Annotated in this window: 22 protein-coding genes; 8 read left to right on the forward strand and 14 right to left on the reverse strand. The window is 37.5% G+C overall.

The annotated features are described in order from the left end of the window. Positions 1–5 precede the first annotated feature (5 nt). From MM236_RS07625 to MM236_RS07635, 3 genes are all read right to left on the reverse strand, one after another. The gene (locus MM236_RS07625; RefSeq protein WP_241274364.1) at positions 6–278 is read right to left on the reverse strand and encodes a Txe/YoeB family addiction module toxin; all 273 of its coding nucleotides are present in this window, start codon (positions 276–278) and stop codon (positions 6–8) included. Further along, positions 275–523 (reverse strand): type II toxin-antitoxin system Phd/YefM family antitoxin, encoded by a 249-nt coding sequence (locus MM236_RS07630; protein ID WP_241274365.1) that lies wholly within the window; start codon positions 521–523, stop codon positions 275–277. The genes MM236_RS07625 and MM236_RS07630 overlap by 4 nt, the downstream gene beginning before the upstream one ends. A 159-nt stretch (positions 524–682) precedes the next feature. After that, positions 683–1,696: a dipeptide epimerase gene (locus MM236_RS07635; RefSeq protein WP_241274366.1), complete on the reverse strand. Its 1,014-nt coding sequence runs from the start codon at positions 1,694–1,696 to the stop codon at positions 683–685. A gap of 68 nt (positions 1,697–1,764) precedes the next feature. Between MM236_RS07635 and MM236_RS07640 the strand changes: the two genes are divergently transcribed. The 3 genes from MM236_RS07640 (at position 1,765) to MM236_RS07650 (ending at position 4,742) form a co-directional block, all read left to right on the forward strand. Continuing rightward, positions 1,765–3,234 (forward strand): M14 family zinc carboxypeptidase, encoded by a 1,470-nt coding sequence (locus MM236_RS07640; protein WP_241274367.1) that lies wholly within the window; start codon positions 1,765–1,767, stop codon positions 3,232–3,234. A 160-nt stretch (positions 3,235–3,394) separates the two neighbouring features. Further along, a complete protein-coding gene (locus MM236_RS07645) occupies positions 3,395–4,126 on the forward strand; it encodes an SIMPL domain-containing protein (RefSeq protein WP_241274368.1) in 732 nt (243 codons plus the stop codon). A gap of 148 nt (positions 4,127–4,274) precedes the next feature. Beyond that, positions 4,275–4,742, forward strand: a complete 468-nt coding sequence (locus tag MM236_RS07650; protein WP_241274369.1) for a YehS family protein — start codon at positions 4,275–4,277, stop codon at positions 4,740–4,742. 96 nt (positions 4,743–4,838) lie between these two features. Here MM236_RS07650 and MM236_RS07655 read toward each other — a convergent pair whose 3' ends face one another. From MM236_RS07655 to MM236_RS07670, 4 genes are all read right to left on the reverse strand, one after another. Further along, entirely contained in the window at positions 4,839–6,020 is a 1,182-nt protein-coding gene (locus tag MM236_RS07655) for a DUF4934 domain-containing protein (RefSeq protein ID WP_241274370.1), read from the reverse strand. A gap of 296 nt (positions 6,021–6,316) precedes the next feature. Beyond that, entirely contained in the window at positions 6,317–7,888 is a 1,572-nt protein-coding gene (locus tag MM236_RS07660; RefSeq protein ID WP_241274371.1) for an Rne/Rng family ribonuclease, read from the reverse strand. A 182-nt stretch (positions 7,889–8,070) separates the two neighbouring features. Beyond that, a complete protein-coding gene (locus MM236_RS07665; RefSeq protein ID WP_241274372.1) occupies positions 8,071–8,889 on the reverse strand; it encodes a tetratricopeptide repeat protein in 819 nt (272 codons plus the stop codon). 21 nt (positions 8,890–8,910) lie between these two features. Continuing rightward, entirely contained in the window at positions 8,911–9,219 is a 309-nt protein-coding gene (locus MM236_RS07670; protein WP_241274373.1) for an HU family DNA-binding protein, read from the reverse strand. Positions 9,220–9,379: 160 nt separating this feature from the next. Here MM236_RS07670 and mutY point away from each other — a divergent pair, with 160 nt between their 5' ends. The 5 genes from mutY (at position 9,380) to MM236_RS07695 (ending at position 18,852) form a co-directional block, all read left to right on the forward strand. Next, positions 9,380–10,453: an A/G-specific adenine glycosylase gene (mutY, locus tag MM236_RS07675; protein ID WP_241274374.1), complete on the forward strand. Its 1,074-nt coding sequence runs from the start codon at positions 9,380–9,382 to the stop codon at positions 10,451–10,453. A gap of 51 nt (positions 10,454–10,504) precedes the next feature. Beyond that, positions 10,505–10,969, forward strand: a complete 465-nt coding sequence (locus tag MM236_RS07680) for a single-stranded DNA-binding protein (RefSeq protein ID WP_241274375.1) — start codon at positions 10,505–10,507, stop codon at positions 10,967–10,969. Positions 10,970–11,126: 157 nt separating this feature from the next. After that, a complete protein-coding gene (gene gldE / locus MM236_RS07685) occupies positions 11,127–12,476 on the forward strand; it encodes a gliding motility-associated protein GldE (protein ID WP_241274376.1) in 1,350 nt (449 codons plus the stop codon). Between the two features lie 411 nt (positions 12,477–12,887). Continuing rightward, positions 12,888–17,378, forward strand: a complete 4,491-nt coding sequence (gltB, locus tag MM236_RS07690; protein ID WP_241274377.1) for a glutamate synthase large subunit — start codon at positions 12,888–12,890, stop codon at positions 17,376–17,378. 1 nt (position 17,379) lies between these two features. Then, a complete protein-coding gene (locus MM236_RS07695) occupies positions 17,380–18,852 on the forward strand; it encodes a glutamate synthase subunit beta (RefSeq protein WP_241274378.1) in 1,473 nt (490 codons plus the stop codon). A gap of 98 nt (positions 18,853–18,950) precedes the next feature. Here the strand turns inward: MM236_RS07695 and MM236_RS07700 are convergent, their stop codons facing one another. The 7 genes from MM236_RS07700 to MM236_RS07730 all read right to left on the reverse strand — a co-directional run bounded on the left by MM236_RS07700 (position 18,951) and on the right by MM236_RS07730 (position 24,586). After that, positions 18,951–19,730 (reverse strand): DUF3050 domain-containing protein, encoded by a 780-nt coding sequence (locus MM236_RS07700; RefSeq protein ID WP_241274379.1) that lies wholly within the window; start codon positions 19,728–19,730, stop codon positions 18,951–18,953. Between the two features lie 112 nt (positions 19,731–19,842). Continuing rightward, positions 19,843–20,127, reverse strand: coding sequence for a hypothetical protein (locus MM236_RS07705; RefSeq protein ID WP_241274380.1), 285 nt, complete (start codon positions 20,125–20,127; stop codon positions 19,843–19,845). A 264-nt stretch (positions 20,128–20,391) separates the two neighbouring features. Continuing rightward, positions 20,392–22,182, reverse strand: a complete 1,791-nt coding sequence (locus tag MM236_RS07710; RefSeq protein WP_241274381.1) for an ABC transporter ATP-binding protein — start codon at positions 22,180–22,182, stop codon at positions 20,392–20,394. A gap of 104 nt (positions 22,183–22,286) precedes the next feature. Then, positions 22,287–22,616: a DUF6787 family protein gene (locus tag MM236_RS07715; RefSeq protein WP_241274382.1), complete on the reverse strand. Its 330-nt coding sequence runs from the start codon at positions 22,614–22,616 to the stop codon at positions 22,287–22,289. 207 nt (positions 22,617–22,823) lie between these two features. Further along, on the reverse strand, positions 22,824–23,366 hold the full coding sequence (locus MM236_RS07720) for a type II toxin-antitoxin system VapC family toxin (protein ID WP_241274383.1): 543 nt from the start codon (positions 23,364–23,366) through the stop codon (positions 22,824–22,826). Between the two features lie 4 nt (positions 23,367–23,370). Then, positions 23,371–23,718 (reverse strand): STAS-like domain-containing protein, encoded by a 348-nt coding sequence (locus tag MM236_RS07725; protein WP_241274384.1) that lies wholly within the window; start codon positions 23,716–23,718, stop codon positions 23,371–23,373. 4 nt (positions 23,719–23,722) lie between these two features. Then, positions 23,723–24,586 (reverse strand): ATP-binding protein, encoded by an 864-nt coding sequence (locus MM236_RS07730; RefSeq protein ID WP_241274385.1) that lies wholly within the window; start codon positions 24,584–24,586, stop codon positions 23,723–23,725. Between the last annotated feature and the right edge of the window lie 7 nt (positions 24,587–24,593).

A 24,593-nucleotide genomic window follows, 5' to 3' on the forward strand; every position in this document is an offset into this window, starting at 1 on the left:
ATAGCTTAAAAATAATGTCCATAAGCGCCAATTATACTTACTGAGATTTTTTTCCCATCTATCCTATATACTAGACGATGAACCTGATTAATCCTTCTAGACCAAAGGCCCGATTTACTATGCTTAAGCTTTTCTGGTTTACCAGTGCCAGTTTCTGGATGTATTTTCAACTCCTCAATCAAATGGTAAAGCTTTTTTAAAAGCGTAACATTTCCTGCTTTTTTGAGCTTTTTAATATCTTCTATAGCCTCAGGTGAAAAAATGATTTCGTAGGTCATAATCCAAATAAATCCTTAAGCTCCTGATCACTCAACTTAACTCCCTTTCCTTCTTCAAGAGATTTCAAACTCTTTTCAATTCTCTCTTTGATTTTGGGATCATCAAAGAATCTATCATTTTTTATTTTAGAAGTCAATTCATACGATTTATCTTTTCTTTTGATGACTACTCGCTCATTTTGATCTACTAAATCGAAATACTTCTTTTGATTTTCCCGAAATTCCCTAGAATTAATAACTATCATAACCTCATATTTTTGTGTACACAATAAAGTACATAAATATATGAATAAAAGTTCGAGACCAAGTATTTTTTTCAAAGGAAAATACTCCTAAAGTTATTCACACTTTTAACAGAATTTCAAAATAAAGCCTAAATATCCAAAGCTAACAATCCACTATTATTAACCCACCATCTCTGCTCCAATCCCATTCCCATCAGGAAAAACTATAGAATCCGAAGTGATCACAACCCCTCTTGCAATATCCTTTTTCAAAAGCATGGCTCCATCCATATCAACATAATCCAACAGCGGAGCAATATGGGCAATTGCAGTGATGCCGACCGAAGATTCGGTCATGCAGCCTACCATTGTTTTCATTCCCAATTTTTTTGCTTCTGCAATCATTCTTAATCCAGGAGTAATTCCTCCAGCTTTTACCAACTTCACATTGATTCCATGAAATAGCCCATGGCATTTTTTCACATCAGACTCCACAATGCAACTTTCATCTGCGATTACAGGCAATTTGCTGTATTTATACACTTCCTTCATTCCTTCCAAATCATCTTTGCCCAAAGGCTGCTCCATAAACTCCACATTCAACCTTTTCAGTTCTTCAGAAAACAAGATGGCTTGTTCTGCAGTCCAAGCACAATTTGCATCTATCCTAAAGGGAGAATCAGTATGCTTTCTAAGCTCCCTGATGATCTCCATATCATGTGGAGTCCCAAGTTTGATTTTATACAAAGGCCAATCAACCTCCTTCATCTTTTCGACCATCTTCTCAACCGAATCTATCCCTATGGTGAAATTGGTCAAGGGAATATCTTTTGGGTTCAAGTTTAAGTATTCGTATAGTTTTCTTCCCTTTTTCTTGGTAAAAATATCCCAAGCAGCCATATCCAAAGCACACTGGGCAAAAGGATTAACTTCAAAAATACTTTTACATAATTCCCAAAGTTCTTGAGGCGTTTCCCACTTTCCATTTTCCACTAAATCCCTTGCATTTTCTAGTGACTCGCAAATATTCTCCTGCGTCATTCCATAAAAAGGATTGGTCGTCGTCTCACCCAAGCCATAAAGGCCTTCGTGCTCAAGCTTCACAATGACGGTATCTTGCACATCTCTACTCTGATGCGCGATGGTAAAGGTATGCTTGAGCTCAAGGTCTCTTATAAAAAAAGATAATTTCATGGGTTCAATATTTGAAGTATGGGATAATTAATTTTTAGCTAAATTTAGCTAAAGATAATCATTCACTTATGAACACTTTAAAAAATACACTGAAAATTACAATGCTGATTTTTGTTTTGGCATGTAGTAGCAAGGTAGAAAATACGACAAATATCGACGTCAGCAATTTAGAAGTAGCATATGAACAATTCAGACAAAAAGAGCTCAATCAAAGAAGATTTAAATATGAATCAATCACAGATTTGATCACAAAGAGAGCGCCTCTTTTTCAATTTGAAGAGATCGGTAAATCAGTTGAAAACAGACCGATTTATCAATTGACTACTGGCAAAGGAGACACCAAAGTAATGCTTTGGTCACAAATGCATGGAAATGAAAGTACAGCAACCATGGCGCTCTTCGACCTGATGAATTTTATGGAAGGAAAAGAAGATGCTTTCACAGCAGTAAGGGAAAAAATATTGTCAAAAATCACGTTAAGGATAATTCCGGTGGTGAATCCAGATGGAATGAACCAATGGAAAAGAAGAAATACGCTAGATATTGACCTCAATCGGGATGCTGCTTCTCTCACCTCTCCGGAGTCCAAAATCCTGAAAAATGCAAGGGATACTTTCTCTCCACACTTTGGATTCAACTTACATGATCAACAGATATATTACAACGTATCCCAAACAGAAAAACCAGCCAGTATATCAGTTTTGGCTCCTGCCTACAACTTTAATACAGAAGTAAATGATGTTAGGGAAAAAGCAATGCAAGTAATTGTTGGCATCAATAACCTTTTGCAGGAAGTGATCCCAGGGCAAGTTGGAAAATATGATGATGCTTTTGAACCCAGAGCCTTTGGGGATAATTTCCAAAAATGGGGCACAAGCACAATTTTGATAGAATCGGGCGGCATGGCAAATGACCCTGAGAAGCAGGAAATCCGGAAATTGAATTTTATGCTACTGCTTCACGCGTTGACAGAAATTGCGGACGAAGCATACAAAAATTACGAGCTTGAAGATTATTTCTCAATTCCTGACAATGACCTGAAGCTAATGGACTTGATCATTAAAAACTTGAGTTTGAGCCAATCTGACTATCCACATCAAGTTGACATGGGGATTAGAAGAAGAGAATATGAAACGAGTGAAGGATATTACAACAATGGGAGCATCGATGACTTGGGTGATCTGTGTGTTTTTTATGGCTATGAAACTTTGGATGCAAGCGGATTGAATGTAGTCGAAGGAAAAATTTTTGAAACGCCATTTTCCAAAACTGAAGATATCACAGAAGAAAAAACCTTGGAATTGTTGCAAAAGGGATATTTAGCCGTGCGAGTTGAAGACATTAATGATAATGAACTGTATAATCTACCGATTTTGATTTTGTCAAAAAAAGACCAGATTCCATTTGGTATCAAAACTGGAGGCAATCCAAATTTCTTTCTGGAGGAAAATGGCAGTTTAAAATATGCTGTAGTAAATGGCTTTTTGATCGATTTGCTAAATAAAAAAGATCAGGTATATCGCATGAAAGTCCTATAAATCCATAATATTATCTTTAAATTTGAATAAAAGTTTCTATACTGCTTCACTAAGGGGCGAGACCTGTCAAGTTTGATATTCAAATTTACAGGATCAATTTTATTAACAAAAAACCTTTCAGGTCTATTAGAAAGAACCTCGAGGTATTTAACATACATCTATGAAACAGCATCTAACAGCCGCCATTTTTGCATTGGCTATCATCATTTCGGCCGCAATATTAGGCAATTCAATTGTCAACAGAAACAAAAAATCAGGTACAGTGGATGTCACTGGTTTGGGAGAGCAGAATTTCTCTTCTGATTTGGTTGTGTGGGAAGGGAATTTTAGCAGAGAAAGCTATGAAATCAAGGATGCTTATGCTGATTTGGAAAAAGACCGAAAAGCAGTCACAGATTATCTAGTCAACAAAGGAATTCCAAAGGAACAGATCATTTTCAAAGCTGTCAATACCAACCCGCAATACCAGCAGAATTACAACAGCAATGGGAATTTTATGGGCCGTACCTTTTTGGGATATCAATTGGATCAATCTATACAGATCGAGTCCAGCGAAGTCGATAAAGTCGAGCAAATCTCCAGAGAAATCACAGAGCTTCTTCTTCAGGGTGTCAAATTTTATTCTCAGCCTCCTAGATACTATTACACAAAGCTGGAAAGCCTCAAAATAGAAATGATCTCCAAAGCTACAGAAGATGCAAGGCTAAGAGCTGAACGTATCGCTGAGAATTCTGGATCAAAACTGGGACAATTGATATCTGCTAATATGGGAATCTTTCAGATCACAGGTCAAAATTCGGCAGAAGATTATTCTTGGGGAGGCACATTCAATACAAGCTCAAAAGAAAAAACAGCTTCCATCACAATGAGATTAAGCTACAGAGTGAAATAGGAATTGGATTTTTGCTATTTTAAAAGCAACAAAAATCCTCAAACCTTTCAGGTTTTATTGACAATCAATTAGTTATTACAATAAGCTAAATGAAACCTGAAAGGTTTTTTATCTCTATAATTCAAAATATTCCCAAATAAAAGCATACATGACAAACAACGATATATTAAGAAGCCTGCGCTATACTTTTGATTTTTCGGATGACGAAATGATTTCAATTTTTGGATTGGGAACGTTGGAAGTTGGCAGACCAGAAGTAAGTGATTGGCTCAAAAAAGAAGATGATCCTGAAAGTAAACCCATTTATGACAAAGATCTAGCTGCATTTCTGAATGGTTTGATTGTCAAAAACCGAGGAAAAAAAGATGGAGAACAGCCCTTGCCTGAGAAAAAACTTAACAACAACGCAATTTTCAGGAAACTGAAGATTGCTATGAATATGAAAGATGAAGAAATCTTGGATACATTGGATTTGATTGGTTTCAGGTTTGGTAAGCATGAACTCAGTGCCCTATTCAGAAAACCTGAACAAAGCCAATACAGACCATGTAAAGATCAAGTATTGAGAAATTTTTTGAGGGGATTGCAGGAGAAGTTTAGGCCTAGTGAGAGCTGAGTTAACCATACAATGACAACGAGGTTAAACACCTCTATGTGACACTTTCTCCAGTTCTAATTCTGGACAACTCTACTCCGAAGCATCTTGTGACACCTAATTTTCAGTGTCCACCGGAATATGAAACTTTATAATTATTGGATTATCCTCACTCTCAAATTTACTGGTATCAACATGCTTGAGAAGCGGATGGTTATCAAATGATGATCCTTCATTTTTGAGCTTTTGATAGACATTTGGTGAGATAGAACAATAAAAATACTTGGAATCAGAAGCTATCATCTGAACCCTAAAATCTTTTAATTTTCCTGTAGAGATTATTTTTTTATTCTTAGAATCAAAGAGCAAATGGTAACCAACGCCATTTCCAGTATAAGTAAAATAAATATGCTGATTGGTTTCTCTTATATTGGAAATATGTTTGAAGTATTTTGAATATCCGAATTCAACTTCATTTCCTATATAATTTTCTAAATCTTCCTGAGGCGGATTGTTTGAAGCAAAAGGGAAACTAATTTTTGGAAACATTCCATCTTTTGTTAGGCGATAGATGGTATTACTGCCTAAAATTGGAGAAATATTGAATTCGCCATCCACATTGGAAGGATAAAACTTATCATCAAGCACAACACCGTGTTGATATTGAGTAAAATACTCGATGTCATCACCATCTTTTTTGATTAAGTGATATTTATTGTATTCGGACATTTCAATCAAATCCAACCTTTGGTTTGCTGTAATGGGTGTCCACAAATAATAAATGGTGTCAATAGATGCTAAATTATTATAATTAATATCTCCTTTTATATTTAATAACGAAATGGTTTTTAGATGTTCAAAAGTTTGCAAACTGTAAACCTGTATATTTCGATATTCAAGAATTTCAATAGTTTCAGTTTGAAAATTTATATGAACGTCTCGAAAATGTAAATATTCATCAGGTGCAGGGCCTTTTTTGTCAAATACTTTTATGTTATTCCCTAATTGATCAAAAATTAAAATTTTCTTCAATTGTTTATCCACAACAATGTACCTACTCCTATCAGGAGAAATTACCAATTTGCCCAATTTTGAGATAAGCGTTTCTTTATTAGTCTGTAAATAAACGACATCATCAACCACCAAATCTGATGGCCATGCAAAATTTTGGCTTTCATTGACAACTATCTCAAAAGTTTCATCATCTTGGTTTTGACTTAAGATTTGGTTCGAACCTGAGTAGTTACATGATATAAAAAATAAATAGGCAGGAATTATTAAATAGTATTTTTGATTCATTAAAGCTTAGTAAGTTAATTTCTTTTATGTGTATCCGTTTGTTTGCACGTAGCCAATCAATAGAATGTTTGATAAATGATTTGAGCTTCTGTTGACAGTTGTCTGGTGACGAGAATCAACACATAGTACCTCTTCTGAGCCAACGTGCAACATTGTGGATGCTCATGATTTCTTTCTAATCCGAATTCATCCTTTTGTCCAGGTGAACAGTGCTTCATATTAGCTAAACATTTCTAAAGTTCAAAAACTTTGGAAATGTTTGAAATGCAAAGACTATTAAACCAAAAAAAGCGAGACTATTCAGTCTCGCTTTTTACGTTTAGTTCTATTTCTTCTCCTGAATTGTCCAGGAATCTGTACTCCGTCACTGGAAGTGATGAATCTTTGATCAATTTTACCCATTTGAAATATTTGAAAAACCACCTTACCCTTTGTGATATGATGCCATTCGTAAAGAAGGCATGAAGGTATGGGTGTAATCCAATCTGGATATTTGAAATATTTTGGATAGTAGCCATATGCTCTAGGTCTTTCTCCAGTTTATCCGCCACCAATATGGAGGCCTGGATTTTGCCCGTTCCGTTACATGAAGGGCAAGTTTCTTTAGTGACAATGTTGACTTCAGGTCTTACACGCTGTCTAGTGATCTGCATCAGACCAAATTTGGTCAATGGCAGCACCGTGTTTTTGGACCTGTCATCTTTCATCTCATCTTTCATTGCATCATAGATCGCCTTCTTATTCTCGGCTCTTTTCATATCTATAAAGTCAATGACGATGATGCCTCCCATGTCTCGAAGGCGCAATTGTCTAGCAATTTCTTTGGCAGCCACCAGGTTGGTCTTCAATGCCGTAGTTTCCTGATCGCTTTCTTGGTTGGATTTATTCCCACTGTTGACGTCGATGACGTGCAGGGCTTCGGTATGTTCAATAATAACATAACCACCTTGGGGAAGACTTATCGTCTGACCAAACAAGCTTTTGATTTGCTTTTCTATTCCAAAATTTTCAAAGAGCTTAGCTTTACCATTGTGAAGCTTCACTATTTTTTCCTTTTCAGGAGCGATAGATCTGATATAAGATCTGATCTGATCGTAGATCAATTCATCCTCTACTGTGATTGCATCGAATGATTCGTTGAGCAGGTCTCTTATGATAGAGGATGCCATGCTCATTTCTCCGATTACCTTGTCTTTTGGTTTTGCTTTTGGAAGCTTTTTCATACCATCTTCCCAAGTGCTTACCAGATTCCTTAGGTCTTTGTCAAGTTCTGTGACTGACTGACCTTCGGCTACTGTTCTGATAATCACGCCAAAATTGGCTGGTTTGATGGAAGTAATTAAGCGTACCAGCCTTTTTCTTTCGTCTGCACTACGGATCTTTTTGGATACGTTGACAGTGTTGGAAAATGGTACCAATACCAAATAGCGACCGGCAATGGAGAGCTCACAGGATAGTCGAGGGCCTTTCGTTGAGATAGGCTCTTTTACAACCTGAACCAATATTTGGTTGTTTTTAGGAAGGACATTGGAAATTTTTCCAAGCTTTTCTATATCAGGCTCTAGGTCAAACCCTTTTAAATTGTAACTGGTGTAGTTACCGTTTTTGGCCAATTTCGAAAATTTGTTAAGGCTATTGATCTGAGGGCCAAGATCCTGATAATGCAGGAAGGCATCTTTTTCATAACCTACATCAATGAATGCTGCATTGAGCCCATTGACGATTTTCCGAACCGTTCCAAGATAAATATCACCGACTTTGAACTGATTATCTTCTCCATCGGAATGGAGTTCTACCAGGCTTTTGTCTTTTAAAAGAGCGATACGACTACCGCTTTGAGCAGAATCGATTACTAATTCTGTGCTCAAATCGTGTCTCTGTTTATGTGAATGAACGTTTACTGTAAAAACTCAAAAAGAAGAAGTAATTAATTACTTCTTCTTATGTCTGTTTTTTCTAAGTCTCTTCTTACGCTTGTGCGTAGCGATCTTATGTCTCTTTCTTTTTTTACCGCAAGGCATAGTTTTAAAGATTTAAGTTGAACAATTATTTATAGCCTTTCGAGGTAGCTATCGATACTAGACAAGATCATCTGATCTGTTGTCATACCTTTCACTTTCTCAAACTGCCTTTTTGATTTATTAGTTTGCTTTGATTCGAAATAACTTACAGCTAAATAAAATTGCCCCTGAAGATTGTCAGGATGGTATTGAACCAACTCCTCAAATCTTTCAGCTGCTCTATTATATTGACCGGACTGCATAGAAAGTGCTCCCATATTAAATAAGGCATCTTCATTTTTAGGATCTGCTTCCAATATTTCCCTCAGCATGGTAATACCCTGCATAGGATTGGAAGAAGACACGTAAGTCATGGCCACTTTAGTTTTCAAATCAAGGCGTTTTGGATCTTTTTCCAAAACTTGATTCAGATAACTTCTTGTCTTTTCAGCCAATGTAGCTATTTTCTTCTCGTCCAAAGCGAATGTGTACGCTTCATAGTACGCATTCCCTGTTTTTTCTACTCTCTCTAGCTCGTTTGTCTTTTCCAAGGCACGTTCGTAATAGAACGCTGCACTGTCATATTTACTCGCCTGATAATAGAGTGAAGCAATAGAGTCTGCGAAGGTAACAAATTTTTCCTTATTATCTTCCGTTTCCAACTTTGCCAAGAGAGAGTTGATGTCTGACTTGATGGATTCATCCACTTCAGCCTCATGCATCCCAGCTTGATTGTTTGGCTCTGATTGTTCGGATTCGGTGATTTGAGCACCTCCCTCTTCATTATCCACCACAACTCTTGGAAGTGAAAATAGAATTGCTACAGCGACAATTCCAACGACGATGGCTATGATTTGAGATTTCTTCATAAGGAAAAATAGTCCTCAGGACTATTCCTGAGGAGCTAACTCTTTAATTTTTTTGCTACTCTTGATTTTCTCAATAAACACTTTGGATGGCTTGAATGCCGGTACATAATGTTCGTCGATTACAATCGCAGTGTTTTTAGAAATATTACGGGCGATTTTTTTAGCTCTCTTCTTGTTTATGAAGCTGCCAAATCCTCTCACATAAATATTGTCTCCCTCTGCCATGGAATCTTTGACAACTTTGAAAAATGCCTCAATCGTTTGAGTCACATCATCTTTCTGGATTCCAGTTTTCTCGGAAATCTTGGTAATTACTTCTGCTTTAGTCACGTTCTAATTATTTTAAATTATTATCGAATAAGCTTAACAACCTATTAACCAACTAATTTTGGGACTGCAAATTTACAAGAAGCATTTCAATATAAAAACAATTTGACCAAAATTAGCTTCATTTGTTTAACGAAATATTATTAATAAAAATTTCAATGTTTTGAATAACAATCATTTTGCCTCTATTTTATTGGACTGGTATGGTCTTCACAAAAGGGATTTGCCATGGAGAAACACCAAAGACCCATATATCATTTGGTTGTCTGAAGTAATACTTCAACAAACTCGAGTGGCTCAAGGATTGCCTTATTTTGAAAAATTTCTCGAAAATTTTCCAAAAGTAGAGGATTTAGCCAAAGCTCCATCCGAAGAAGTCATGCGACTGTGGCAAGGACTTGGCTATTACAGCCGAGCACGCAATCTCCATTACTGTGCAAAAGACATCGTGAACACATATGGTGGGAAATTCCCCAATGATTATAAATCATTGCTCAAACTTAAGGGTGTGGGAACTTATACTGCTGCTGCAATAGCTTCTTTTGCCTTTGACGAGTCTGTTGCTGTAGTTGATGGAAATGTGTTCAGGGTTTTGGCAAGATACTTTGGGGTCAGCACTGATATTGCAAGTAGCGGTGGGAAAAGAGAATTCGAAAAAATCGCCAATGAGCATATCAGCAAAAAGTATCCTGCCGAATATAATCAGGCAATTATGGAATTTGGTTCACTTCAGTGCACCCCAAACAATCCCTCCTGCAATGATTGCCCTCTAAATTCATCCTGCTTCGCGTACAACAATGACTTGGTCTCACAACTTCCTGTCAAAATCAATAAAGTAAAAGTGAAAGAACGATTTTTTACTTATATATATATAGTATGCGGCGAGTATGTAGTTGTCAAGCAAAGAGAGGCTGGTGATATTTGGCAGGGTTTGTATGATTTTCCATTGGAAGAAGGTGAAAAGAATGTTCTCCAAGAAATAAAAGAGCTAACTTTAATGCATGAATTAAAAGGGTTTGATCCAAAAGTACATTTTGATTCGGAAACAAGATTCAAACATATCCTTACACATCAAAGAATTTTTGCCAACTTTGCAACGTTTGTGATTGGTGAAAGCCATCTTTCTAAACTTCTAAATTGGGTTGAAAAAAATGACTATGAACTAGTCGATTTTTCAAGACTAGAATCAGTAGGCAAGCCTAGATTGATCGTGAAGTTTTTGAACGATGAAAAATAATACTTAAATTTAATCGTAAACTTTTTGTCAAACATTTAAACATTTACAAATATGGCTGGAGTAAATAAAGTAATTTTAGTAGGAAATCTGGGGCAAGATCCAGAAGTCAAACATTTGGAAGGTGACAAAGTCGTAGCCAATGTAAGTATCGCCACCACAGAGTCTTACAAAGACAGATCTGGAAACCGTGTGGACAACACCGAATGGCACGATTTGGAACTTTGGGACGGACTTGCAAAAATCGCTGAAAGTTATCTCAAAAAAGGGAGTAAGATCTATGTCGAAGGCAAGATCAAAACTGACAGTTGGCAAGACGAGCAAGGCAATAACCGCAAAAGAGTTAGGATAAGGGTTCAGAATATGACCATGCTTGATTCTCGTGCAGATGGCCAAGGTCAAAGCGGGCCAAGCAACAATAGCAGTACAAATTATGCTTCCAACAATAGCAGTCCACAGTCAATGCCATCACAAGCAGTGTCTGAAGGTCCAGCTGATGATGATGATTTACCATTCTAATCCTAAGTATTTCAATTGATAAACTTATTTATCAGAGATTATCCAAGATAAATTTGACTCTAATAAAATAAATTTTCAAATTTAGCTTAGTTGTGAAATTAAAAATTAGAGTACTTTATCAGAAATGGTTAATTTTGCAGAAATAATTTAATAATTAATGGACGACCCCTATCCGAGTATTTTATTGCTGGCTGAAATTTCAGAAATTTCGGCCAGCTATTTATTGATCAATGGATTGATTTTTATCCTTTTACTAATTTCTTCCGGTCTAATATCTGGATCAGAAGTAGCGTTTTTTTCGCTTACTGCTGAAGATTTACATGAAATAGATACCCAGGGAGAAGAAAATGCAAGTAAGGTTATTCAACTTATAGAAGAACCACAACGGCTTCTCAGTACTATCTTAATCCTAAACAATCTAATCAACATCGGTATTGTCACCTTGACCACTTTCGTGTCTTGGACTATTTTTGGAATGGGGGCTACTGGTATAGTAATTATCCTTGTTCAGACCATTGGGGTCACTTTTGCCATTGTTTTCTTCGGAGAGATTGTGCCAAAAGTCTACGCAACAAAAGCAAAAGTAGAATTTTCGCTGATGATGGCTCCTCTTATCAATATATTTTCGATTATCCTCAAGCCACTATCCATTTTTTTGATGAGCCTTAGCAATATCATCGAGAGAAGAATTGAGAAAAAGGGATATTCACTTTCGGTAGATGAGCTGCATCAAGCCTTGGAAATCACTTCAGAAGATACTACAGACGAAGAAAAAGATATTTTGAAAGGTATTGTGAACTTTGGGACACTTTCTGTAAAGCAGGTTATGCATTCCAGAATGGAAATCACTGCAGTAGATTTGGATACAGATTTTCATGAATTGATGGACAAAATCAACAAAAGTGGCTACTCTAGAATTCCTGTTTACAATGAAACCATTGACAGCATTGAGGGCATTCTTTATATCAAGGATTTGCTTCCACACATTGAAAAGGAAGAAGATTTTGAATGGCAAAGTTTGATTCGAAAAGGTTTTTTTGTTCCTGAAAACAAAAAAGTCGATTCGCTTCTGAAGGATTTTCAGAAAAAACACGTCCACATGGCCATCGTAGTAGATGAGTATGGTGGTACCTCTGGTTTGATTACATTGGAGGATTTGATCGAAGAAATTATCGGGGAAATCAATGATGAGTTTGACGATATCCAAGATTTCTTTTTTCAGGAAATAGATCCACAGACCTTTATTTTTGAGGGGAAAGTTTCATTGAATGATTTTTGTAAAAAATTGGATCTTGATCAGCAGATTTTTGATGAAGTGAAGGGCGAAAGTGAATCGTTGGGAGGATTGCTCTTGGAAATGAATTCCAAATTGCCAAAGAATGGTGTGAAAATCAACTTTGAGCATTTTGAATTTACCATCTTGGCTGTAGATACCAGAAAAATCAAAAAAGTGAAAGTAAGACTAAAAGATGAAGACGAAAAGAATCTAGATTCTCATGAAGATTGAGTTATATTCAAATTTGCGATCCAGTATAATATTCTGCGTCTAGCACTTTTTACAAAATGATTGTTATTCACAATTTTCAATAAAATCGAAGTTGAATCTACTGAATTCATTTTTGCAGGAGAAAAAATTAAAAAAAAATAATTTTTTTTTGTGACACCTTATAGTTTGATTTTTTATGTTTTGATTATGTTTTTTGGTTTGTTTTGAAACCATTAAAATCATAATTTACATTTATTTTTTAAGTAATGTATTTTTTATTGACCAAAGCATATTTTTTATTTAAGGTAATTAATGTCAATAAACAATACAAACTACGCAGTTAAATTGTCAATTAGTTGCTTAAATTTTAATAGAAAGAAAATATTTTGTAAATTTTGCAACTCAAATTGAAACCTATTAAACTTATTGATAATGAAAAAAGGATTATATCGTTCAGAATTCGAACATGATTCTTGTGGTATAGGTGCAGTAGTGAATGTCAAAGGAACAAAAACCCATGAGACAATCAGTGATGCACTCTATATGTTAAGTAACATGGAGCACAGAGGAGGTAGGGGAAGTGATCCCAAAACTGGAGATGGTGCGGGAATTCTCATTCAGGTTCCGCACCCGTTCCTGAAAGAAGTAACTTCAAGAGCAGGATTCTCTATTCCTGATGCTGGAAGCTATGGTGTTGGGATGACATTTTTTCCTAAAAACAAGCAACTATATAAAAGATCGAAAGAAAGACTAAACCAAATCATCAAAGAACTTGATTTCAAACTAATTGGATATCGTGAAGTTCCCGTTGATGAAACCGTACCTGGGTCAGGTGCTTTGGATGTTATGCCTGTAATTGAGCAGGTTTTTGTCTGCCACAAAGACGGACTTCAAGGCATTGATTTGGAGCGTAAACTATATGTGTTGAGAAACTACGCCACCAGCCAAATCAATAAAGAAATACCTGGTGTAAACAATGCTTTTTACTTTGCTAGTTTCAGTTCGAATACCTTAATATATAAGGGACAGTTGAGAACTGACCAAGTATTGCCGTTTTACAAAGATCTACAGAATAATAAAATCACTTCTGGACTTGCCATAGTACATTCGCGATTCTCTACCAATACCTTTCCTAACTGGAGACTTGCACAGCCATTCAGATACCTTTCCCACAATGGTGAAATCAATACCATCCGAGGAAACCTGAACAAGATGAAATCCAAGATGTCACTGATGCGTTCTGTGAATTTCACGGATTCTGAATTGTCTAAATTGATGCCTGTCACCAATAAGCAATACTCAGATTCTGCAAACTTGGATGCTTTGGTGGAATTGTTGACACTTAGTGGTCGTAGCCTTCCCCATGTGATGATGATGCTCGTGCCAGAGGCATGGCAAGACAATCAGATGATGGACAAGGATAGAAAAGCCTTTTATAAATTCCATGCTGCATTGATGGAGCCATGGGACGGACCTGCCGCTTTGCTTTTCTCTGATGGAAAATCTGTAGGAGCTACCCTAGACAGAAATGGCCTGAGACCATTGAGGTATTTTATCACCAATGATGATCGTCTTATTCTTTCATCCGAAGCAGGTGCACTGCCAATCCGTGAAGCAACCATCACAGAGAAAGGTAGAATCAGTCCAGGAAGAATGCTTTGGGTAGATTTGGAAAAAGGAAAGATCTCCTTTGATGATGAAGTCAAGGCATCTGTATGTGACAACAAACCTTATGACAAATGGGTGAGAGAAGAAAGGCTGAAACTCAGGTTGATGCCTGATCCAGAGAAACTCTCAAATCCTTACACCACAGAGGAGATCAAAAAACGCCAAACAATCTTTGGATACACTTCCGAAGAATTGAATATGATCCTCAAGCCAATGGGAGACACATCTTACGAGCCAATTGGTTCTATGGGAGCGGATACTCCATTAGCAGTTTTATCAAAGCAAAGCCAACACATATCCAATTACTTCAAGCAGCTTTTTGCTCAGGTAAGTAACCCGCCGATTGATCCAATCAGGGAAAAATTGGTAATGTCACTTTTCACCAGAATCGGTGAGAGCCATAATATATTGGACGAAAGCCCAAGACATACAAGACAGATCCATATCTCGCAGCCAGTCTTGCTAAATGAAGATTTGGAAAAACTCAAACACCTCGAAGAGCAAGGCTACAGAACTGTAACACTTCAGGCACACTTTGAAGCTGATCATCAGCCAGGAAGAATTCTTGAAGCTTTGAATAGTCTTTGTAGAGAAGCAGAAGGGGCAATTTATGCCGGCAAAAACATTATCATCATTTCAGACCGAAATAGTACTGAGTCAAAAGCGCCAATTCCGTCATTATTGGCTATAGGTGCTGTTCATCATCATTTGGTGAAAAAGAAACTGAGAACCAGAGCTGGCTTGGTAATAGAGGCGGGAGATATTCGTGAAACGCATCATTTCGCAACAGTAATTGGATATGGCGCCTCTGCCATTAATCCATATTTAGCGCTTGAAAGTTTGGTTCATCTGAACGAAAAAGGTCATCTTTCGAAAGAGATTCCAACCAAACAGCTTTTTGCCAATTATCAGGCAGCTGTGGGTAAAGGATTGCTAAAAGTACTATCCAAAATGGGGATCAGTACACTACAATCCTACCAGGGGGCTCAGATTTTTGAAGCGATAGGATTAGGTCCAGAAGTGATCGATAGATGTTTCAAAGGCACAGTAAGTAGAATTTCTGGAATTTCCTTTGATGAATTGGCTGAGGAAGTATTGATCAGACACCATGCTGCATACAATACTGACAGCCCAATATTGGAAACTGGAGGGGTGTATCAATGGAAAAGGAGAGGTGAAAAACATCTATTCAATCCAGAGACAATCCATTTACTCCAAAAATCCACTAGGCTGAATGATTTCAATCTCTACAAGAAATTTGCTGAAAAAATTAACATCCAAACAAAGGATGCCTTGACTTTGAGAGGGCTTTTTGAATTCAAAAAGAGGATATCTATCCCAATCGAGGAAGTAGAGCCGATCGAGTCAATCTTAAAAAGATTCGCTACCGGTGCCATGTCTTTTGGTTCGATCTCACATGAAGCACACAGTACGTTGGCTATAGCAATGAACAGAATCGGAGCGAAAAGCAACAGTGGAGAAGGTGGAGAAGATGAGATCAGATTCGAAAGAAAAGAAAATGGTGACTGGGAACGCTCTGCCATCAAGCAGGTCGCTTCAGGCCGATTTGGTGTAACTAGCAATTACCTCAGCAATGCTGCTGAGATTCAGATAAAAATGGCCCAAGGAGCAAAACCTGGTGAAGGTGGTCAGTTGCCAGGCCATAAAGTAGATGATTGGATAGGAAGGGTGAGACACTCTACTCCTGGAGTAGGATTGATTTCCCCACCTCCACACCATGACATCTACTCCATTGAAGATTTGGCACAATTGATATATGACTTGAAAAATGCGAATAGAAAGGCAAGAATCAATGTCAAGCTTGTATCACAAGCAGGTGTAGGAACTGTCGCCGCAGGTGTAGCAAAAGCCCAAGCAGATGTGATCCTCATTTCAGGTGCTGATGGTGGTACAGGAGCTTCTCCTTTGAGTTCTATCAGACATGCAGGATTGCCATGGGAACTTGGTCTTTCCGAAGCCCATCAGACTCTGGTGAAAAACAATCTTCGCAGCAGAGTTGTGCTACAGACAGATGGACAGCTCAGAACAGGTAGAGACATTGCCATCGCAACGCTTTTGGGAGCTGAGGAATGGGGAATTTCTACAGGAGCTTTGGTAGTAGAAGGATGTATCATGATGCGTAAGTGTCATTTGAATACTTGCCCAGTTGGGATTGCTACGCAAAATCCAGAATTGAGGAAGCTATTTACAGGAAGTCCTGATCATGTAGTGAATTACTTTATGTTCCTCGCTCAGGATCTTAGGGAGATCATGGCCTCTTTAGGCTTTGCTACGATTGATGAAATGGTAGGACAAAGTGATGTCTTGAAAGCAACAGGAAATATGAACCATTGGAAGTGGGATAAGGTAGACCTTACACCAATTTTCCACAAAGTGGAGGTTCCAGACCATGTGGGAATCCATAAGCAAATTGATCAGGAGTTTGAGCTGAAAAAAGTTCTCGATAGAAAATTGATCAAGCAAGCACTTCCTGCCTTGGAGCAAGCAAATCCAGTAACAGGCAAGTTTGAAATTAAAAATACTGATAGAACAGTTGGTGCCATGCTTTCGCATGAAATTTCAAAAATCTTTGGCAGTCCAGGACTTCCGGAAGATACGATAAGGTTCAAATTTATCGGATCTGCAGGACAGACATTTGGAGGCTTCTTGGCCAAAGGTGTAAGCTTTGAGCTGGAAGGTGAGGCGAATGATTACTTTGGAAAAGGACTTTCTGGAGGAAAATTGATCGTATATCCAAGTCGAAATGCAAATTTCAAAGCAAAGGATAATATCATCATCGGAAATGTGGCATTCTATGGAGCTACTTCAGGAGCAGCCTATATCAATGGCAAAGGTGGTGAAAGATTTTGTGTGAGAAATTCAGGTGTGGAGACAGTAGTAGAAGGAATTGGTGATCACGGATGTGAGTACATGACTGGAGGATTGGTAGTGAACTTGGGAGAAATCGGCAGAAATTTTGCCGCAGGTATGAGTGGAGGTATCGCTTATATCCTCAAAGATTACATACACTTGATCAACCCAGAAATGGTCGATCTGGATCCACTCAATGAAGATGATTTTGTAACTATCAAAAATCAACTTAAAATCCACCAAGAATTTACGAACAGTCTTTTGGCATCAGAATTCATTGAAAATTGGGAAGAATACAAAGAGCGATTTATCAAGGTCATTCCTAGAGATTACAAGGAAGTATTGAAAAAAAGAGCTTTGGAACAATCAAAAACATTAGTTTAATATGGGAGCGAAAGAAGGATTTATCCAGTATAAAAGAGAGCTGCCCGAATCACGCTCTCCAGAAGATAGAATAAACGATTACAAAGAAATATATCAACCATTTGACGGCAAAAAACTCAACGAGCAGTCGGCCAGATGTATGGATTGTGGAATACCATTTTGCCATCAGGGATGTCCGCTGGGCAATGTAATACCTGAGTTTAACGATGCAGTGTACCAGAATGAATGGGAGGAAGCTTTTCACATTTTAAGAAGTACTAACAATTTCCCAGAATTTACCGGTAGGATTTGCCCAGCGCCCTGTGAAGCATCATGTGTATTGGGGATCAACAAAGATCCTGTTGCCATTGAATTAATTGAGAAAAACATTGCCGAAAAAGCTTATGAATTGGGTTTTGTAAAGCCACGAATCCCAAAAGTTCGCACAGGAAAAACTGTAGCAGTAATAGGTTCTGGCCCAGCTGGACTCGCAGCTGCGGATCAATTGAACCAAGCGGGACATGAAGTGACGCTTTTCGAAAAAGACAAAAAAGTAGGAGGATTACTCCGCTACGGAATCCCAGATTTCAAATTGGAGAAATGGGTGATTGACCGTCGTGTAGAAGTGATGGAGCAAGAAGGTGTGATCTTCTCGACCGAAACAGAAATTGGCTTCAATATCAAAGCAGAAAATATTCTTTCAAACTTTGATGCAGTAGTACTGGCCACAGGTGCAGCACAACCACGAGCATTAAATATCAAAGGTTCAGATTTAAAGGGTGTTCATTTTGCGATGGAATTTTTGGGAAAACAAAACCAAGTAATCGCTGGTGAAATCAAGGAAAACCCAATTTCTGCCAAAGATAAACACATCATCGTCATCGGCGGTGGCGATACTGGTTCTGATTGTATTGGAACATCAAACCGTCATGGTGCAAAAAGTATCACACAGCTTGAATTGCTGCCTAAGCCTCCTCAGCAAAGAACTGTACTCAATCCATGGCCAGAATGGCCGATGACCTTGAAAACTTCAAGTTCTCACGAAGAAGGTGCTGAGCGAGTATTCTCTATACTCACAAAGGAGTTTGTCGGCAACAAAAAAGGAGAAGTAACAGGCCTTGTATTGGTGGACTTGGAATGGAAAGAAGAAAATGGAAGGATGCAGTTTGTGGAAGTTCCAGGAACGGAACGTACTGTCCCTTGTGACCTTGCATTCATAGCAATCGGCTATACAGGTCCAGCAGAAAATGGCCTCTTAGGAGCATTTGGCGTAGAAAAAATGGAAAATAGCCTTCCAAAATCAAAAGGCTATCAATCTACATCGAAGAAAGTATTCTTAGCAGGAGACATGAGAAGAGGTCAATCACTAGTCGTATGGGCAATTTCTGAAGGAAGAGAAGCTGCCGTGAGTGTTGATGAATTCCTGATGGGGAGCTCATCCCTACCTAGAAAAGATGAAGGCTTCTATCAAGTAGAGGAAGAAGTCACTTTATAATTTTACAATAAACCACTAGTTCAACCTAAACCGATCCGGGATTTCTCGGGTCGGTTTTATATTTTTCTATAAGTATCCACTAAGTTTTATGTTGGATACTATGAGGCCTTGTTTATTACCGCATCATGAATCCCATCCCACAGTACTTTTCTAGCTTCCAAAGCTTCTATGGCAGCAAGCTTGGTTTCTTCCCACTTTACAGGATCGTTTCCACAAAGGTGATCCAACATCTTCATCGCTAATGGTCCATGATGATCTTCATCCAGATGAATATGTCTTTCAAAGTAATATTCCAATGTTTCCAGTTCACCCGGCTTGCTTTTGATCAGGTCATTGACAAGTTGTCGAAATAGGTCTGGAATCAATTCTTCTCTGCCAAGTGTAAATGATGCTGCTATTTGGTGAGGCTTTCCAGCTTGCACTACGGCAAAGTTTGTTCTTAGAAAATGCTTTACAGAATTTGGCTGATCGAGACTTTCTACGGCTTCATCAAATGACTTTCCAGTTCTCAATTCTTCTATCACACTTTCGATCTTGCTTGTATCTGCCCCGGCTTCTTTCATAGCTCTCAAGTACAATTCAAAGTGACTGCAATATCCTCCTTGTCCATCTTCATCACTTTCTTCTGCCAAGACGATGTCGTTGATCAATCTTGTGACCATAGGTTCGTTGGAAGGAATCCAAGGAATACTAGTGCCAGTCAATTTCAATTGCAACGCTTTCAGTAATGTCATAAAATCCCAAACAGCATAGACATGCTGCTCCATGAATACTTGGAAGTCCTCCAGAGTTTTGAGATCGTTATAAATTGGATGTTGTAAGAGTGTAGTTCTATGTGGCTCAATGGCCTCCATTAATTTTTCAATATTCTTATTCATCGTATCAATGGGGTGTTTTTTTGATATAATTAACCTACGACTTAAAAATATGTTTGGATCTAAAAAAGCATAGTAAGATTCAGTTCATCGACTAGGCTTAGATAATCCAAAATTAAAATCTTAATCCAATCTTTATTGGGATTATGCTAGCCTGCTGTTGGATCATCATGCCAGTTTTAGCATATAGCTGAGTTTTTGGAGAGAGCTTGATCATAGGGCCTGCTGTGATTTCTCCGTAGAAGTTTCTGCTACCATTCTCATATTGATTCCAAAGTTGGCCATTACCCAATTTCAAATTTATTATGGGAGAAACCTTCTTCTTGTAGTTTGCATATTCGAAGTTAAAGAAAGCTGCTAATCCATGGTAAGTTGAAGAGGATGCTGCATAGAATCTCATATAACTAATGCCTAAACCAAGATTAAACTTATCTCGAAAGATGATTCCGTTGATGACAGAGAGTTCATATCCATTTCTATCGGATAGTGGATGACCTTGCCAGTTTGGTCCGGGATCTACATCTACTATTGTATTTCGAAACTGGAGATGTCCAGCCTCAATATTTAATGAATACTTTACTTGGCCAAAAGCAATCTCACAATAAGTTAAGCAAGAACAAAATCAAGATAAAGCTAAAGCCTTTAAGTCTCATAACGGACTAATTTATTCCGCAAATTGTAACCGTACCAAGTTTGCATAAAAACCATCTTCTTGTATGGCCAGATTCTCGTGCGTTCCTTCTTCTACAATTTCGCCATCTCTTAGCACATAGATTCTGTCTACTTTTCTGATGGTAGAAAGCCTGTGTGCAATAATGATCGTAGTCCTGTTTTTCATCAGTTCATCCAATGCTTCCTGTACCAAGCTTTCAGATTCTGCATCAAGTGATGAAGTAGCCTCATCCAAAATCAAGATTGCTGGGTTTTTCAAAATGGCTCTTGCAATGGCAACACGTTGACGTTGTCCTCCAGAGAGCTTGATTCCCCTTTCACCGACAGTTGTTTCCAAACCTTCAGGGAATTTGCTAATAAACTGCCATGCATTAGCTTTTTTGGCTGCTTCTATGATTTCTTCTTCCGTGGCATCTGGCTTGGCATAAGCGATGTTTTCCTTGATACTTCCACCAAAGAGTAAAACTTCCTGTGGTACAATTCCTATGTTTGACCTCAACTGCTTTAGGTTCCATTCTCCAATTGGCTTGTCATCCACAGTTAGTGAGCCTTTATTGATAGGATAAAAACTCAATAGAAGTTGGATGATAGTTGATTTTCCTGCTCCACTATGCCCTGCGAGTGCTACTTTTTCACCCGCTCGAATGGTAAGATTAATATTTTTGAGTACTTCTATTTCAGTTCTGGTAGGGTAAGTAAATCCGACATTTGAGAAAGAAACAGCGCCTTTCATCGGGACTTTTTGAAAATCTGCAGTGGAATACTCGGGAGCTTCTTGAAGGATTTCAAGAACTCTTTCTGAGGAACCAATTGCCTTTTGGATCTGCCCATAGATATCTCCAAGACCTGCGATAGATCCGCCAATAAAAGTTGTGTATAAAACAAATGATACCAAATCACCAACACTCATCGCGCCTGAAGCTACCAAAGTAGCACCGTACCACATCACTGCTACAATACCGCCAAAAAGAGCAAAGATGATGAAGGAAATAAAAGCCCCTCTAAATCCAGCTGCTTTCAGCGCAACTTTTACCACTTTATTCAATCCATTTCTATATCTATTTGATTCATAATCCTCGCCTGCAAAAGATTTTACAGTCATGATTGATTGCAATGTTTCTTCGACAATAACATTGGCTGCAGCCAATTCATCTTGTGCCTGCTTAGACAATGTTCTGATGAATTTCCCGAATACTATCGCAATAATCACCAAAATCGGGAAAGTAGCCAGCATGAAGATTGTCAGCTTTGGGGTAGTGACCATCAAGAAAACCACACCTGCAACCAAAGTGATAATTTGCCTGAAAAGCTCCGCCAAGGTTGTGGAAAAGGTATCTTGGAGCATACTTACATCTGCAGTGATCCTAGAAATTAGCTCCCCGGTTCTTCTTTTATCAAAAAAAGTCATCGGTAATTGTACCAGTTGACTATAAAGTGAAATCCTTACATCTCGCATGCTTCTCTCTGAAACCTTCGCAAACAACCAGACTCTGAAGAAAGAAAATATGCTTTGAACCAAAAGAATTCCCAAAAGTAAAAATGCTATTCCGTTGATATCATTGACCATCCAGGATTTTCCAGAAGCTGTATCTATCAATTTTCCAGCGACATACGGAAAAGTGAGGAGTGTCAGACTTGATAGCAACAAGAATAAAAGACCTAAGATAAATGTCCATTTATAAGGCAAAATAAACCTAAAAACTCCTCCCAATTTCCCTAGACTTTCTTTGTTGAGCTTGCGCTTTTCGTGCTCTTCTAGGGACTTACCTTTCTTTTTTGCCATTACTATGTATTATTCTGTATTAAATAGTCTGCAAATTTACACAATGATTGCTGCTAAGACTACTTGGGTTATGATTTTTTTGAAAAGATTGATTTTGGTAAAATTCATTCTTTTTTCTTTTTTCCGAAGATTCTTCTAAAGAACTGTTTTTCTTTTTCCCAGAAGAAATCAAACTGTCCCAAAACAAATCCCCAAAATAAAAGAACCAACTGATATAGTGGAAGTACGAGGAGAAGATAGAGGACGGTTTTCCAAAATCCCCCACGTTCCATGCTGATTCCCAATAAATCAAAAATCGGCTTTTTGATAAACAAAATAGTAAATCCAGTCAGTGCAAAAACAACCAAAACAAGGATGACTTGTTTTAGGCTTTTTAATTTCCACTTTGATTGGAGTTTTTCTAAAAAAGTGGGTGATTGTTTTTTATTTGGCATAACTAATTTGGTTGATTCATAGTAAAATCAACATGGGGGGTTAAGACTGTTTTGTTTTTTCATAAGAAAATCATATTTCTGGTGTCAAAGGTAACCAGGGCGCTCACTGAATGTTTTTGTTTGTCAATTTCGAATATTTTAAAGATTATGATTAGTTATATATTTGCTTAATACAAACTTTTGGTATAAGTCGCTTTCAATTTTTCTTTAACCCAAAATATTTGGATTGCCTGTAAGGATATCCAATCCGCTATTTTTGAAATCCCTATCATTCGTGAGCAACACCAAGTTGTGTTCTGTACAAATTGAGACTAGAGCCTTGTCAATAAAATCTAATTCATCAACAACAAGTAAGTTTTTTATGTTATTCTTGTTAAAAGGTTTTTCTACTACTTTGAAATTGCCTAAAATATCACTGTTGACAATGATATATATATCATTTAAACTATCTTGGCCATCTTGGCTATTTCTATAATCTTTGAAATTCAGTTGAGACTTTGTCATTGAATTTGTGAGGAGGTATTTCTCATATTCCGCTCTAATAGCTCTGTTAACAATCTCTGAAATTACTAAAAAATCAACGTATAGACTGTTCCCTCGTCTTAATAAGTTGCCAAACACCCTTGCGTAGTTTCTCTCAAAATGATGCTGCCCTGTCGGCCAAAAAAGATATATCAAAACATTAGCGTCCACAAAAATATCTCTGTCATTTAGTAGTGCAAAATCCTGCAATCTGTGAATAACTGCCATAGCTTTAACCTTTGATTATTTCATCAATACTTCTTTTCAGAGCGTCCGGGTCTTTATAGTAGAGTTTTGCTGTCTCAACCACTCTTTTTAGTGCGACTTTTCCTGATTCGGAAATATTTGATACACTAAGGTTTTTTTTGATAAAAATCTCCTCATAATCTTTATATAGTTGGCCAACTGCTGTATTTAGAAATGCAGTAGTAAGCATTTCTATGTTTTGAAAGGAAAGGTTAACCCGCTTTTGATCTGAAAACGCTGTGGTAATTAGCTCAAAAACTTTTTGCCCATCTTCGGCTTCTACTCCATATCTATCCCCGATGGTGTTTACTATATTGATTGTTATATTTTCCATATTATTAAAATATATCGTTTATGTCAATTTCACTTTTCAGTGAGTAATTGATTTTGTCATTAGTCCTAAATTGCAAATTTACAATTGTTCCGGGGAATTCCCCTTCGAACTTTCGTAGCAATTCTCCATCGCAACCAAACTGATAGAACCCATCACTACTCACAATTTGCATTTTCCCTTTGTTCATTGAAATAAATTCTTTGAGTACAGCTAATCCTATTCCACCAGAAATATCCACTTTTGTTGTTCTTCTGTCCTGAATGGCCCAATTTATTGCTTGGGTAGCGCTAAGGTTACTCCCAAATCTTCTGTTGATCTTTTCTTTAAATCCTATGCCTGTATCAACTATTGTAAATTCTATTGTGTTTTTATTGGGATAGAACTGTCCGCAAGTATATATAAATTTCGATTCACTATGAATCTGGGCATTAACGAATATTTCATATATAGCTTCAACAATCTTTTCTTTCACTCCAGCCGACATTCTTGGAAGATCCGAAGTATGTCCTTCTATCAATTCATTAATTACGTAACTTTTGAAATACTTTCCATCGGTCGGCTTCAGTTTTTGAAATTTGATTGTAGTATTATTGACATCAACAGCTCGTTGTTTTCCATAATAAGTGAGAAAGTCATTTTTTGAAAGGATAGTTTCAATTTGAGGGCTGATATAATCAAAATGAATATCGTTTAAATTTGAATTAAATTTATCCAAAACGGCACCTAAAGCTGCACTGATATTGGCAGCAAAGAACTGGTGGATTTCAACATGGATGTCACTAAACAATTCTGCTTTATAATTCTCGTATAAAGTTATCAAGCTCTGATAGCTTTCAAATGTGTTATTTATAGAGATTAGCTTACTCATATTATCA

It is taken from the genome of Belliella calami (genome assembly GCF_022549695.1).
Lineage (GTDB): Bacteria > Bacteroidota > Bacteroidia > Cytophagales > Cyclobacteriaceae > Belliella > Belliella calami.